At 54.5% G+C, this 14,478-nt stretch carries 11 protein-coding genes; 8 read left to right on the top strand and 3 right to left on the bottom strand.

Features of this window, described 5'->3' with window-relative positions; all coding sequences use genetic code 11:
• Positions 1–5: 5 nt before the first annotated feature.
• The 7 genes from B4C79_RS06645 (at position 6) to B4C79_RS06615 (ending at position 8,464) form a co-directional block, all read left to right on the top strand.
• A complete protein-coding gene (locus tag B4C79_RS06645; protein ID WP_008248080.1) occupies positions 6–1,049 on the top strand; it encodes a rod shape-determining protein in 1,044 nt (347 codons plus the stop codon).
• A 63-nt stretch (positions 1,050–1,112) separates the two neighbouring features.
• Positions 1,113–2,102, top strand: a complete 990-nt coding sequence (mreC, locus tag B4C79_RS06640; protein ID WP_171097359.1) for a rod shape-determining protein MreC — start codon at positions 1,113–1,115, stop codon at positions 2,100–2,102.
• The gene (gene mreD, locus B4C79_RS06635; RefSeq protein WP_105028030.1) at positions 2,092–2,616 is read left to right on the top strand and encodes a rod shape-determining protein MreD; all 525 of its coding nucleotides are present in this window, start codon (positions 2,092–2,094) and stop codon (positions 2,614–2,616) included. Before mreC ends, mreD begins: the two co-directional genes overlap by 11 nt.
• Entirely contained in the window at positions 2,613–4,547 is a 1,935-nt protein-coding gene (gene mrdA / locus B4C79_RS06630) for a penicillin-binding protein 2 (RefSeq protein WP_171097357.1), read from the top strand. The genes mreD and mrdA overlap by 4 nt, the downstream gene beginning before the upstream one ends.
• Positions 4,544–5,668 (top strand): rod shape-determining protein RodA, encoded by a 1,125-nt coding sequence (rodA, locus tag B4C79_RS06625; RefSeq protein ID WP_105028028.1) that lies wholly within the window; start codon positions 4,544–4,546, stop codon positions 5,666–5,668. The genes mrdA and rodA overlap by 4 nt, the downstream gene beginning before the upstream one ends.
• Positions 5,669–5,678: 10 nt before the next feature.
• The gene (locus B4C79_RS06620) at positions 5,679–6,539 is read left to right on the top strand and encodes an NUDIX hydrolase (protein ID WP_291741765.1); all 861 of its coding nucleotides are present in this window, start codon (positions 5,679–5,681) and stop codon (positions 6,537–6,539) included.
• A gap of 2 nt (positions 6,540–6,541) precedes the next feature.
• Positions 6,542–8,464 (top strand): ATP-binding cassette domain-containing protein, encoded by a 1,923-nt coding sequence (locus tag B4C79_RS06615; protein ID WP_291741762.1) that lies wholly within the window; start codon positions 6,542–6,544, stop codon positions 8,462–8,464.
• An 18-nt stretch (positions 8,465–8,482) separates the two neighbouring features.
• Here the strand turns inward: B4C79_RS06615 and B4C79_RS06610 are convergent, their stop codons facing one another.
• Positions 8,483–9,358, bottom strand: a complete 876-nt coding sequence (locus B4C79_RS06610) for a hypothetical protein (protein ID WP_291741759.1) — start codon at positions 9,356–9,358, stop codon at positions 8,483–8,485.
• A 2-nt stretch (positions 9,359–9,360) separates the two neighbouring features.
• A complete protein-coding gene (locus tag B4C79_RS06605; protein WP_171097346.1) occupies positions 9,361–10,449 on the bottom strand; it encodes a phospholipase A in 1,089 nt (362 codons plus the stop codon).
• 61 nt (positions 10,450–10,510) lie between these two features.
• Here B4C79_RS06605 and B4C79_RS06600 point away from each other — a divergent pair, with 61 nt between their 5' ends.
• Positions 10,511–11,383: a MerR family transcriptional regulator gene (locus tag B4C79_RS06600; protein ID WP_171097344.1), complete on the top strand. Its 873-nt coding sequence runs from the start codon at positions 10,511–10,513 to the stop codon at positions 11,381–11,383.
• A 10-nt stretch (positions 11,384–11,393) separates the two neighbouring features.
• Here B4C79_RS06600 and B4C79_RS06595 read toward each other — a convergent pair whose 3' ends face one another.
• Positions 11,394–14,474, bottom strand: coding sequence for a response regulator (locus tag B4C79_RS06595; RefSeq protein ID WP_291751735.1), 3,081 nt, complete (start codon positions 14,472–14,474; stop codon positions 11,394–11,396).
• Positions 14,475–14,478 lie beyond the last annotated feature (4 nt).

The raw sequence follows: 14,478 nt of genomic DNA, 5'->3' as shown, positions 1-14,478 counted from the left end.
TCACCATGTTTGGGTTTCTACGCAGCTACTTATCAAACGACTTGGCCATTGATTTGGGCACGGCCAACACGCTAATTTACGCCCGCACCAAGGGCATCGTTCTCGACGAGCCTTCTGTGGTTGCCATCCGCCAGGAAGGTGGCCCCAATGGCAAAAAAACCATCACGGCGGTTGGCCTTGAAGCCAAGCAAATGTTGGGCAAGGTGCCTGGCAATATTGAGGCCATTCGCCCCATGAAAGACGGCGTAATTGCCGATTTCACCGTGACCGAGCAAATGCTCAAGCAATTCATCAAAATGGTTCACGAAAGCCGCCTGTTTTCACCCAGCCCCAGAATCATCATTTGCGTGCCCTGCGGGTCTACTCAGGTTGAACGGCGTGCCATTCGCGAAAGCGCGTTGGGCGCGGGTGCTTCTCAGGTTTACCTGATCGAAGAACCCATGGCCGCAGCCATCGGCGCTGGCCTGCCGGTGTCTGAGGCATCGGGCTCCATGGTCGTCGACATTGGTGGCGGCACCACTGAAGTGGGCATTATTTCCTTGGGCGGCATGGTGTACGCCGGCAGCGTGCGCGTGGGCGGCGACAAATTTGATGAAGCCATCATCAGCTACATTCGCCGCAATTACGGCATGATGATTGGTGAGCCCACGGCTGAAGCCATCAAGAAGCAGATCGGTTCAGCATTCCCCGGCTCAGAAGTGAAAGACATGGAAGTGACCGGCCGCAATTTGTCGGAAGGCATTCCACGCCGTTTCACGATTTCATCCAATGAAATTCTGGAAGCGTTGACCGAACCCTTGAACGCGATTGTTTCGGCAGTGAAGTCTGCGCTGGAACAAACCCCGCCTGAACTGGGTGCCGACATTGCCGAACGCGGCATGATGCTGACCGGCGGCGGCGCTTTGCTGCGCGACCTGGATCGGCTGCTGATGGAAGAAACCGGTTTGCCGGTGCACGTGGCCGAAGACCCGCTAACTTGCGTGGTTCGAGGCTGCGGTCTTGCGCTGGAACGCATGGACAAATTGGGCACCATTTTCACCAGTGAGTAAGTAACTTAAAACGGTTCGAACTCCGGCTTGTTACATAGCCAGCATTGAACCGGCTAAAAGCCTATGGAGTACACACCACCACCGTTGTTCAAACAAGGTCCATCCGCACGCGTGCGGCTGGCCTTTTTTGTCGCGCTTTCGGTGGGTTTGTTGTTTCTCGATTCACGCTTTGCCGCCATGGAAGTGGTGCGCAAAGCAGTGGGCACGGTGCTTTACCCCTTGCAAAAAATTGCCAGCCTGCCCATCGAATGGAGTCAGGCTGGTGTGGACTACGCCACATCGCTGGACACACTCCAATCCGAGAATAAAACCTTGATTCTCGAGCAACTTCAAGACAAACAACGCCTGCACGAACTTGAAACCCTGCGCCAGGAAAATGAAAAGCTGCGCAAATTGATGAACGTGGGCAACACACTGAAAGTAAAGCGCTCCATTCTCAGCGAAATTGTCAGCGATGCACGCGACCCGTTCTCGCGCAAAATAATCATCGGCAAGGGTTTGATTCAGGGTGTCAAAGAAGGCATGCCGGTGATCGACGAATTGGGCTTGCTGGGCCAGGTCACCCGCGCCTTCCCGAGTCGGGCCGAGGTTAGCCTGATCACCGACAAAGAACAGATTATTCCCGTTGAAAACCTGAGGAATGGCATTCGCAGCGTTGCCTATGGCGGGCTGGACGGCGGGCTGATTGAACTTCGCTTCATGGCGGCCAACGCTGACATTGAAAACAATGACCTGCTGGTGACATCGGGGCTTGACGGCGTATACCCCAGAGGAATTCCTGTGGCGAGAGTCATTCGGGTCGAACGAAATTCGCGCTATGCCTTTGCCAGTATTTTCTGTGAACCCATTGCTGGCGTAGAGCGACACCGGTTTGTGCTGGTGCTCGACACCTTCCGCGAAAAAATTGCAAACGATGCGCAGCCAGCCGCCAGTGCACCCATGCCGGGGAATAATGCACCGAACACAGAATCGGCCAGCCCGCCCACCAACAACCCAGTACCAGCCACCGCCCCCACCTCGACAAACACAACGGAGGCTGGCAATGGGAATTAATCCATTCGGCAACTCCGAAATTTTGCGCCCGGTAAACCCTTGGTTCATTGCATTTTCGTTGATGGCTGCCTTGCTGTTCAAATTCATTCCAGTCGACCGAAATTGGGTTACGCCCGATTTATTGGCTTTGGTATTGGTGTTCTGGAACATTCGGCAACCGCGACGAATCGGAATTGGCGTGGCCTGGTGCTTCGGCGCGGCAGTCGACGTACATTCGGCCAGCGTGTTCGGGGAACACGCACTGGCCTACACCCTGCTGTCTTACTTCGCGATCACCATTCACCGCAGGGTGATGTGGTTTTCCCCGATGATGCAAGCGGCCCACATTTTTCCCTTGCTGCTGGCGGCCCAAGCCATCACAGTCATTATTCGGGTGATGTTCGGCGGCACCTTCCCGGGCGCCTGGATATTCGCGGAGAGCGTACTGACAGCCGCCTTGTGGCCGCTGACACAGTTCTTGCTGCTGGCCCCACAAAAACTGCCAGAAAACCGTGACAACGACCGCCCGATATGACCGAGTTTAACCACCCAGAACAAGCCATCAAACAGTTCCGGTTTCGGTTGTTTCTGGCCGGGCTCTTTGTGGTGCTGTTGTTTCTGGTGTTGGTGGCACGCTTGCTATGGTTGCAAGTGATCAGCTATGACAAGTACCAATCCAAAGCGGAAGACAACCGAATCACGATTGTGCCGCTGGTGCCGAACCGGGGTCTGATTCTGGACCGCAACGGGGTGGTACTGGCCAACAATTACTCGGCCTACACGCTGGAAATCACGCCTTCGAAAATCGACAATCTGAACGAGATGATCGACGAGCTGGGCAAGATTGTCGAAATTTCAGCACTGGACCGCAGACGGTTCAAAAAACTGCGCGCTGAATCCAAACGGTTTGAGTCCATCCCGATTCGCACACGCCTCACCGATGAAGAAGTGGCCCGTTTTGCGGTACAAAGCTTCCGCTTTCCAGGCGTGGAAATTCGCGCTCGCCTTTTCCGTCAGTACCCATACGGTCCCCATGCAGCGCACTTGCTGGGCTACATCGGTCGTATTTCTGCAAGGGATCAGGAACGGATCGAAGAACTGGACCAAACCAACAACTACCGGGGTACTGCCTACATTGGCAAAGACGGCCTTGAGAAGCGCTATGAAACCGAGCTGCATGGGCGAACGGGCTTTGAAGAGGTAGAAACCTCGGCGGGCGGGCGGGCCGTGCGCGTGCTGTCACGCTCACCTGCGGTGCCGGGTGAAAACCTGATGTTGTCCATCGATATTCGCCTGCAAGAAGCGGCCGAGAAAGCCCTGGAGGGCAAACGTGGCGCCCTGGTGGCAATTGACCCGCGCAACGGTGACATTCTCGCCATGGTGAGCGCACCCAGTTTTGACCCCAACCTGTTCGTGGAAGGCATTGATTCCGAAAACTGGAAATTGCTGAACGAAAGTATTGACCGGCCATTGCTGAACCGCCCTTTGGCGGGCACCTATCCGCCAGGCTCTACCTTCAAACCCTTTATGGCACTGGCCGCGCTGGAGCGAGGCTTTCGCACCGCATCGAGCACGCTGCGTGACCCTGGCTATTTTGATTTTGGTTCACGCCGGTTCATGGACGACAAAATTGGCGGACACGGCATGGTGGACATGTACAAGTCGATTGCCGAGTCGTGCAACACCTACTACTACATGCTGGGCAGCGAGATGGGCATCGACATTATTTCGGAGTTCATGGGCCGTTTTGGCTTTGGATCGCGCACAGGCATCGACCTGGACGGCGAACGCACGGGTGTGCTGCCCTCTCGGGAATGGAAAGCAGGCGCTTTCAAGAAGGCCGAAGCGCAGCGTTGGTATTCGGGCGAGACCATTTCAGTGGCGATTGGGCAAGGCTACAACAACTACACCCCGCTGCAATTGGCCCACGCCACAGCGGTGCTGGCCAGCGGCGGCATGAACGCAACACCCCGGCTGGTTCGGGCCTTCCAGAACCCGGTCAGCGGCCAGGTGACTGAAAAACCACTGGAAGCTTTTAAACAGCTAAACTTGCAACAACGGCATGTTGATTCAGTCAAACTGGGCATGCGAGGCGCGGTGCTTGAAGGCACGGCCCGCGGCGTTTTCAGGGACGTAAGCTATGAAGTGGCGGGTAAAACAGGAACTGCACAGGTGTTTGGACTAAAGCAGGGCGAAACCTACAAAGACCGTGCTGCCTCGGCCGAACGCCTTCGAGACCACGGCTGGTTTATAGCGTTTTCACCCATGGAACAACCTCGAATTGCCTTGGCTGCAATTGTTGAGAACGGGGGGTTTGGCAGCCAGTCTGCCGCACCCGCCATTAAAAAAGTGCTCGACACTTACTGGCAAATTGAAGCGGAGAACGACCCCTCGATTGTATTGCCGCTACCTCAGGCTGCTGAACAGGCTGCCGATCGAACAATCAGCGGAGAGTCTCTGCCGTGAACCGAAACCGCGCCATTCAACGTGAACCCATTTGGCCGCGAATCAAGCCATTCCTGACCGTTTTTGACCCGGTACTCAGCACGATTTTGCTGTCATTGGTTGTGTTTGCCTTGATCACCCAGTACAGCGCAGCATTTGATTTCGAGGGGCGATTTATCGACCACTCACGCAACTTGCTGATTGCATTTTTGGTGATGTGGGTAACCGCCAACCTGAAACCCCAATTTTTGATGCGAATCGCAGTGCCGCTGTATGTGGTGGGCGTGGTTTTGCTGATTGCTGTTGAGCTGTTTGGCGACATTTCAAAAGGTGCGCAACGTTGGCTTAACCTGGGTTTTATCCGGATTCAACCGTCGGAGATTATGAAAATTGCCATGCCACTGATGTTGGCCTGGTTTTTCCAACAACGGGAGAATGTGTCTGGCTGGCGTGAATTCGCAGTGGCTTCGGTTATCTTGGCCATTCCCGGTATTTTGATTCTGAAACAACCCGACCTGGGTACAGCACTGCTGGTATTGGGCTCGGGCTTCTTTGTGATTTTCTTTGCAGGGCTGTCCTGGAAAGTGATCGCTTGGCTCACCGGCTTGTTTTTGGCCAGTCTGCCCCTGTTCTGGACGCTGATGCACGATTACCAGCGCCAGCGAGTGCTCACATTGTTAGACCCCACGCAAGACCCGCTTGGCAAAGGTTTTCACATTATTCAATCGACAGTGGCCGTGGGCTCGGGCGGATTTACCGGCAAAGGGTTTTTACAGGGTACCCAAACCCACCTGGAATTTATTCCCGAACGCACCACCGACTTTATTTTTGCGGTGCTCGCAGAAGAATTCGGCCTGCTGGGTTGCCTGGTGCTATTAACGCTCTACACCTGCCTGATTATTCGGGGCCTGGTGATCGCCGGCAACGCGCCCACCCTGTTTTCACGCCTGATGGCAGGTGCCATGGCCTTGATTTTTTTCACCTACGCCTTTGTCAACATTGGCATGGTCAGCGGTATTTTGCCTGTGGTGGGCGTACCTCTGCCTTTGATGAGTTACGGTGGCACCGCCATGGTGACACTGGGTATGGGTGCCGGTATTTTGATGAGTATTCAAAACACCAAAAAGCTGATTCAAACCTGAAGGCCTTGCCATGATTGATGCGAGCAAAGCCTGGTTGCTAAACACATTGCCAGTTCAGTTTCAACCCTTCGTCAACCGCTGGCGAGACAACACCAGTGCGCTGGCCCGACAATTTATTCCATGGTTGCTCAATGGCGAGCACCTGGGCCATTGGGACACCCAACACCAGCAAACCTTTGAGAAAGTTTTCAATGCAGCGGGCCTGGTCTGCGTGAGCACTGGCCAGGGCATAGAGTGCAAACATACAGAAGGGCCACAAGCACTGAGCGCCAAACTGGCCACTGCTGGGAACATGCTGAAAGCCATGGGCCTGGTGCCGGGCTGGCGCAATGAAGAACAATTGTTGCTAACCAGGCAAGGACAGGTGTTGGCCACGGCCGAGCGGGCTTTGTTCAAAACGCTGGGATTTCGCAGCCGAGCAGTGCATGTGCATGTTGAGAACCACAAAGGTTGCGTGTGGACAGGTGTGCGCGCCGCGACCAAGCACGAAAACCCGGGCATGCTGGATAACCTGGCAGCAGGCGGTATTGCAAGCGCTGAGAGTATTGACAACACACTGTGGCGGGAACTGGAGGAGGAAGCCGGGCTGAATTCAGACGATTTTGCTTGGATTGAACCTTTAAACTGCCATGAACTGGTGTTAAGCCGCCCCTTGCTGTATGGTGGCTGGCATTACGAAACAGTCATTCTGTTTCATGGCCAGTTAAAGCCGGGGCGCCGCCCCAAAAACCGCGATGGCGAAGTGGGTGCATTTCAGTTAATGAAACCCAATGCCTGCGTTGAAGCAATCAACGCCTGGCAGTTCACCCCCGATGCTGCCCTGTGCTGTGCATTGGCACTGGCCACCACCAGACAAATACGAAAGGAATAACCATGTTGTTGGGCTTAAAAGCCGCCACGTACCGGATAGGTACCACTGTGCTGCTGGATCAGGTTGATTTTTCAATTGAGGAACGTGAGCGCGTGGCCTTGGTGGGCCGCAACGGCACGGGCAAAAGTACACTGTTTCGCATTCTGACGGGCGAAACCACGCCTGAAGATGGCCTGGTGATTAAACAGGACGGCCTGCGCATGACCTGCCTTGAACAAGCCGTGCCCCAGGAACACGACGACACCATTTTTGATGTTGTGGCACAAGGCTTCGGTACCTTGGGCGAACACATCAGCATCAGCCGCACACTGGGTCCGCTGGATCATGACTCTTTGACACCCGCTCAGGCCAAAGTGCTTGAAGAAGCACAACATGAGTTGGGCGAGCACCACGGCTGGCATCTGGAAAGCGAAGTGGATCAAATGCTTTCCCGCATGAAGTTGCCTGCGGACTTGCCCTTTGCCAAGTTGTCGGGCGGCATGAAGCGCAAGGTGATGCTGGCCAAAGCCATGGTGAGTAACCCCGACGTGCTGTTGCTGGATGAACCCACCAACCACCTGGACATTCCCAGCATTGAATTGCTGGAAGAGCAGATTCGCCAGTTCAAAGGTGCTGTGATTTTCGTGAGTCACGATCGTTCATTCATGCGAAAGCTGGCCACACGGGTGTGCGACCTTGATCGCGGCATGCTGAAAAGCTGGTCGGGCGGATATGAGGGATTTTTGAAAGGCAAGGCGGAATTTCTGCATGCCCAGGAAAAGGCCAACGCGCTGTTCGATAAAAAACTGGCTGAAGAGGAAGTGTGGATTCGCCGTGGCATTGAAGCGCGACGCACCCGCAACGAAGGCCGCGTGCGCGCATTGATGGAAATGCGCAAACAGTTTTCAGATCGACGCAATGTGGTGGGCAGTGCGAAAGTACAGGTGCAGGAGGCTGAACGCAGCGGCAAAGTAGTCGCTGAGCTGACCGACATCAATAAACAGTTGGGCGACTTGCCAATTTTGCGCAACTTCACCAACACCATTTTGCGCGGTGAAAAAATCGGCTTCCTCGGCCCCAACGGCATTGGCAAAACCACTGCACTGAAAGTGTTGCTGGGGCAGTTGCCACCCGATTCAGGCCACATCAAGTTGGGCACCAAACTGGAGATTGCCTACTTCGACCAGTTGCGCAGCCAGTTCAATGAAGAAGACACCGCAGTTGAAATTATTGGTGCAGGCAAGGAATTCATTACCATCGATGGGCAGGCCAAGCATGTGATCGGCTATTTGCAAGACTTTCTGTTCACACCCGACCGCGCCCGCCAACCCGTGCGCAGTTTGTCGGGTGGAGAACGCGCAAGGCTGATTCTGGCACAGTTGTTTTCAACACCCTCGAACGTGATGGTGCTGGACGAACCCACCAACGACCTGGACATTGAAACCCTGGAGTTGCTGGAAGAAAAACTGATGGCCTACCAGGGCACGCTGATTTTGGTGAGCCACGACCGGGAATTTTTGAACCAGATTGTGACCCGTTGCCTGGTTTTTGAAGGCGATGGTGTGGTGGGCGACTACGTGGGCGGTTATGACGACTGGTTGCGCCAACGCACCACCGACCCCTGGGCCAATGTGGGCAAGACCAACACGCCCAACGCTGCACCACCTGCCCCACCCGCCGTTGCACAACCGACAGTTGCAGCTACTGCACCAACACCTGTCAAGAAGACTAAAAAACTGGGTTACAAAGAGCAACGTGAACTCGAAATGCTGCCCGCGCTGATCGAGAAACTGGAAACAGAACAGGAAGCACTGGTGGCAAAAATTGGTGACCCTAATTTTTACCAGCAAGAAGCCAGCACAGTGACTGCCGCGCAAGCCCGCATGGTTGACCTGGAAAATGAACTGCTGAAAGCGTATGCCCGCTGGGAAGAACTGGACGGCTAGGGATTTACCCGGCAGCGACTAAGGACGAATTCGGCTGGGTTGCCCCTGCGCGGTCAATACCATGCCCAAAGACGCCCACACCTCATCGGCTTCCTTGTAGGCCTTGGCCAGTTGAAGGCGCATGCCATAAAACAGCTTTGCCTCGGGCAAAGTGCCTGCAGTGTCCGGCACCCGTGCCTCCAGCAAACTGCGCGCGGTTTCTTCACTGGCAATGTGAAAACTGCCACTGACCACGCGGCCACCGGTCAGGCGCCGTACTTCCCAGGTAAAACTTTGGCCCCACTCAAATTTTGCGGCAGGCGGCAAACTGACATACTCGCTCTCCAGGGGTTCAACCCAAAATCGCTTGCCTCTTGAATCAAACAACATCAAGTTGCCTTCTCTCGGCAAATCGCCCTGAAATATAAATTCCGGATTACGGGTCAACAGCAGCGATCCGTCGATGGGTTGCAAAACGCGAAGTGCGTCACTTTCGGCCGATTCGGTTTTATCAGCTTTGTCGCCTTTAACTGGCAACACACCGCGCGGGCGGGTATACAGATTAATCCATTGATCAACCAAATCCAGATGGGCTTGCTCCAGAGGAAAGACTTTCACAGCTGGCCCGCTCAACACGCGAACAGTGTCAGCAATTACCTTGAGCCGGGCGGGTCCGTTGTAGACCCTTCGATTGCCGGTGTTCAAGATCAACACAGAGAATCGCTGCCCTTTGGGCACTGCAATGGTATGACCATGCAACAGGCGTTGGGTGGGAAGGGCACTGTATTGTTGTTGACCCTTCGGATTGGTGACCACCACCTTCTCAGTGGCGGCCAGGACAAAAACAACGGGCTCATTGGCCTGCGCCACCCCGGTGAACAAAAGGCAGGCGACAAAAGCACACTTCAACCACACGTTCAATACCACCCCACCAAAGACAAACCAATACCCAGATAATCGGATTTGTAATTGTAATCAATCAGGCTTTCGCCATAACCGGTGAAATATTGCAAATGACCACGCAAGTTGCTGGTGAGCGGGAATGCCCAGTCAAATTGAACAGCGCCCCGAGATTCATCGCCACCGCGAAAGTTATGGCGGGTCAGCAGGGAATATTCATGGCCATTGTGTTTGTGGACCAGCAACATGTCGCCACGGCCCATGAAATCGCTGATGTCGGGGTTGTCATCTTCGGCGGCATCTTCGGCAATGCGCAACCAGGGCCTGAATTGAACCATGGTGTTTTCACGCTCAAACCCGACCATGCCGATCAAGCGATTCCAGGATCTCGACAGTGGCAAGGCCCGCCCGTTGGACTGGTGATTCAGGCTCAAGCCCAGTAGGCGAGGTTCCCAACCAGTGGCCTCCCTGAACTCGCTCCAGCTGGAGCGCCAGGTGAAAATCAGCTCTGGTTCATAATTTGTTTCCCGAAAAGGGCGGGAAATGTCCTGGTTCATAACCTGCCAACGGCTGGACTGCGTGTAGCCAAACCACAAATCACCATTGTCACCAAACATGTTCTCCATCACCTTGGTTTTCAGGCTGAGCTGAAATTTCAATTCATTGCGATCGAGATTCTCGGGCGCATCACCCGGCTGCACTGTGTTGGCGGGGTTCGGGCTGGTGGGGCGAATGTTCGGTGATTTGTTGTGATACACCGGCAACAGGTAAACAGGCTGGTACGGGCGTATGGAAAAAGTGCCTCGTTTGGCTGAAGGGGCCAGCTCCCAGCGGCGATCCAGCCAGCTCAGGGTGGTGTCTTCGCTGCGTTTGTACAACAACAACCCCCCGTCAATGGCCGCGGCTGCTTCAGGAGCGGAACCATCTTTGACCACCAGGCTTCTGCCTGTGGCATCATCAAAGCAGCGCAGGCGAAGTTGGTCGTCTTCAAGAAACAGGCAGGCACGAAGTGCCTCTTCGTCCAGGGTTTTGTTTTGAATGTCTTGGGCGTTGGCCCAACTGCCCAAGCCGAAAAGGCCCAGCGCAACAAGTAGGGTTTTGTTCATAATCGCGTACTGCGTCAAGCTTGGTTGGCTAGATACTCTCACATTTGGTTACAATTCTTAAATGGTTTCATTCCGCTTCAAAAAATCGTCGGCAAACAAAGACACTTCCACCAGTGGGCAGGGTCGCGAGTTCACCATTGATGAACTTGCGCGCACCGCCAACACCACAGTGCGCAATGTACGTGCCTATCAAGACAGGGGCCTGTTGGCCCCGCCCGAAAAACGTGGGCGCGTGGGTTTTTACAGTGAAGACCATTTGTCGCGACTCAAGCTGATTGGGCAAATGTTGGGGCGCGGTTACACCCTGAGCAATATTCAGGAAATGCTGGACGCCATTGACAAGGGTTACGACCTTCGCCAGCTGTTGGGTTTAACGCATGCAATTACCAGCCCGTGGACAGATGAAATACCAAAGAATTACAACCCGGTGCATTTGGCCACCTTGTTTGGCACCAGCTTAAGCCGTGGTGCCCTGGCCAAAACAATTGAGCTTGGCCTGCTGGAACCCGATGGTTTACGTTACCGTGCACCCAGCCCGAAAATTTTGCATGCTGGTGCGGAAATGGCCAGTGCCGGTTTGCCCTTACTCGACTTGCTGGATTTGATTGCGTCGCTGCGTGGCCATCTTGAAAGCTTTTGCGACCAAGCCGTTTCGCTGTTTGTGAAAGAACTGGACCAATACGGCGACAACCTGCCACCCAAGGAAGAATTGCCCAGGCTGGCGCAATTGATCTGGAAAATTCGCCCCTTGGCCATGACGGCGATTGAATCGGAAGTGTCACGGGCCCTGCAAAAATCGGCCAGCAAATTTGTGGATGAACGAATTGTGGGCTTGATCGACAAAATGGCAGAGGAAATGCCGAACAATCCTGCATTTCAACCCACTGGCTGGGTACCACCAGAGGCACCGGCCACGGGCGACAACAAAAACTGAACCGGCGGGTTTACAGCAGCAACAACAAGCGATTGCCGCGCTGATTCTGCTTGGCCTGGTACACGAAACGCCGCGACACCATGCGCATGAATGCCAGACCCATGCCTCCTTCAGGCAAGTCGCCCAAACTCAAATCGTCTTGAAAAGAATGCTCATGGTGCATTTTGCTGAGCACATGGGCTGGAATACTGCTGCCCCAGTCTTCAATCAACACCCCAACTCCGTGCTGAAAGGCCAGCACAGTAAGCTGCGCAGGCTCGGGGCGTTTGTCTTTGAAGCCGTGCAACATGACGTTGGTCAATGCCTCAGACACCACGAGATCGGTGTTGTAACAAACCTCCTCGGTGTAGGCCAACTCTTCTACAAATGCCCGCACTGCACGGCTCAATACACCGATGTTCACGGTATCTGCAACAGCAGTGAATGCAGTGTAATTCAGGAACTCGCCCAATTTGAAGGCATGCTCGTGCGATGAAAACTCGTCTTGCAGGGTCAAGCCAGTTTGCACAAATTCATCGGCCAATTCAGATACCCGCGCAGAAGGCAAGGCAAGGCGCTGCACTTCAAAACTTTCACGCCACTGAATCCCAAGCAATGACAGGTCACCCACGATATCTACTTCATTGCGACCCGAATCCAGCAGGCGGGAAAACTCCCGGCTCAGCACATCCCCTTGTGTGTCGTCGAGCAACACGGACTGTTGCCAAACCTGGATATCGGGTACGCCCAAAGTGTTTGCGCATTCCCGCGGGTAAAAATAAAGTCGGCTGCCCGGGGCGATCACGCCTTGATAAATGACCTGCCCAACACCAAGGGCCTGCCCCGGCTCGCCGTGCGTGCCCAAAAATGCGGGTGCCAAGCCAGGTTGCGCCATGACCATAGCCCAATCGCCAATACCGGCAACCAACAAGGTACCTTGGTCAAGATTGATCAAGCCATAGAGCAAGTCAAATTGTGGAGGCTCGTCTTTCAGGGACGGCGAAATGCTTGAAAGTTGGGCCAGCACCTGCTCGGGGCTGGCCAGGTAACGCCGAATTTTTGAACTGGTTTCCTCCACGGGAAACAACACGCGCGTGGCACGGGCCATTGAAAACCACCTTGCCAACGCCATGGTTTGCAACGCTGTTGCCGTGTCCTGGCCAGCCATGTTCAGCATGAAAAAACCATGCTCATTGGCCTGGGTTTCAAGCAAACCCATTTGTTTGCCACACACATAACCCTGTGGCTGGTAAATGGTTTGAATTGCAAATGGCCAGGGGTACTGCTTGCTTTTGGGCAACAGGGCCCGTTGAATTCGTGACACTTCACGCATGTCACGTTGCAAGGCTTCATACAGCTGGCTAAGCTCGGTGTGTCTGCGCTCTAAGCCCGTGTGCAAATCTGCGATTCGCTCGGCGGTTTTCAGGCGTACTTTCAACTCACTGGGGTTGACCGGCTTGGTCATGAAGTCATCGGCACCGACGCGCAAGCTGTTTAAAAGGTCGTCCCGGCTTGCGTAACCGGTGATCATGATGATGTACGTGTAAGCATTTTGTTTTTGCGCACGCACTTGCTCACACAACTCAATACCGCTCATGCCCGGCATGTCCCAATCGGTGAGCACAAAATCGGGTTGATGTTTTTCAATCAGGGCCAGCGCTTCATGGCCATTCTTGGCGGAATGCACGGTGTAACCCCAACTGTGCAACATGGCCTCGAAAATTCTTAAAAAGCTGCGGGAATCATCAACAATAACAATCGATTTGCCCGCGTTCGCAGGCAAAGAGCTGGGTAGATTGGCCTGAATTTCCTGCAAGCGAAAGACCAGTTCGGGCACCTGCCGGTCCGCATCCACCACATCACGCTGGTCCAATACACCAGGGCGCGGGGCAAGCATCAGAATAGACACGTCGTCCTCAAAACCCTTTTGCTCAATGACCGAGCCGCCCCAATGCTGAACCCGCATTTGAATGCGCTCGGGCAAATCAGACCAACGCCCCTGACTGCTTTGCTGATTGACAAAATCGAGCAGGCGTTTTTCTCCAAACGCTTCGGAGCTGGCCGACAAAACTTCAGTGACACCGTCGGAATACAAAATGAGGGCGTCTTCATTGCCCAGTGTCAGCTCAATGTCCTCAAAGTCATCGAAATCGAACAAACCCACTGGGTACCCACCGCTGCCCAGCACATTGGCTGGTTTTCCAGCTGACAACAACAAAGGCGAAGGGTGGCCAGCCTGGCACAGGGACACCTGTCGATTGGCAGTGTTGAACACGCCGTAAATCATGGTGAAATAAGAAAGGTCTGATTCAGTTTGCTGAAACAGCCGGTTCAGGCGCGCCACAACATCGCGAGGGCGCGAGACCAAACGCTGGCCGTCCGATCCCAAACGTCCTTCAAACACAATGCTGGTGGCAGAGCGGTCTGCAAACATTTGAACCAGCTGCATGGACTTGACGGCAGCAGGTATGCCATGACCGGACACATCAAGCAGGTAAAAACCATACACGTCGCGTTGCAGCTCGAACACCTGCAAATGATCACCGGACACATACTTGGAAGGCACCGACAACCACTGGTAGTTCAGGCCCTGAAACGGACTTTGCGCCTCGGGCAGAAAACTGCGCTGAAGGCCGGATACGGCACGGAGGTCATGCGCAATCACATCGTGGGCATGCGCGAGTTCATTGGTTTTTCGGGCCAGCCGGGCTTGAAGTTCAATACGGCGGACTGCAGACTGCAACCGCGCTTCCAGTTCATTGCCATCGACGGGTTTGGTGAGTACGTCGTCCGCGCCCGCATCCAGCGCCTTGATGAGAAACTCCTCATCATTTTGGGCTGACATCAAAATAATGTAGGTGTACTGCCCAAGGTCTAGCTGGCGCAAGGCAACGCAAAGCTCAGTGCCCTGCATGCCGGGCATTTGCCAATCGGCCAGCACCAACTGGAAGCGATGCCGCTCAACGAGTTCGATGGCTTCCTGGCCGCTGGCTGCAAACTCAACTGGATAACCCCACTTGGCCACCATGTGAACGAACAAGTTTCGCTCAACCACCGAATCATCAACAACCAGGATTCGGGGTAGCTGTTTGTTGGGCTCGTGTTCCGTCACTGTG

The organism is Limnobacter sp. UBA7229, assembly GCF_002473065.1.
Classification (GTDB): domain Bacteria; phylum Pseudomonadota; class Gammaproteobacteria; order Burkholderiales; family Burkholderiaceae_B; genus Limnobacter; species Limnobacter profundi.
Note: the sequence above shows the minus strand (reverse complement) of the source record. Positions and strands in the feature narration are given on the sequence as shown.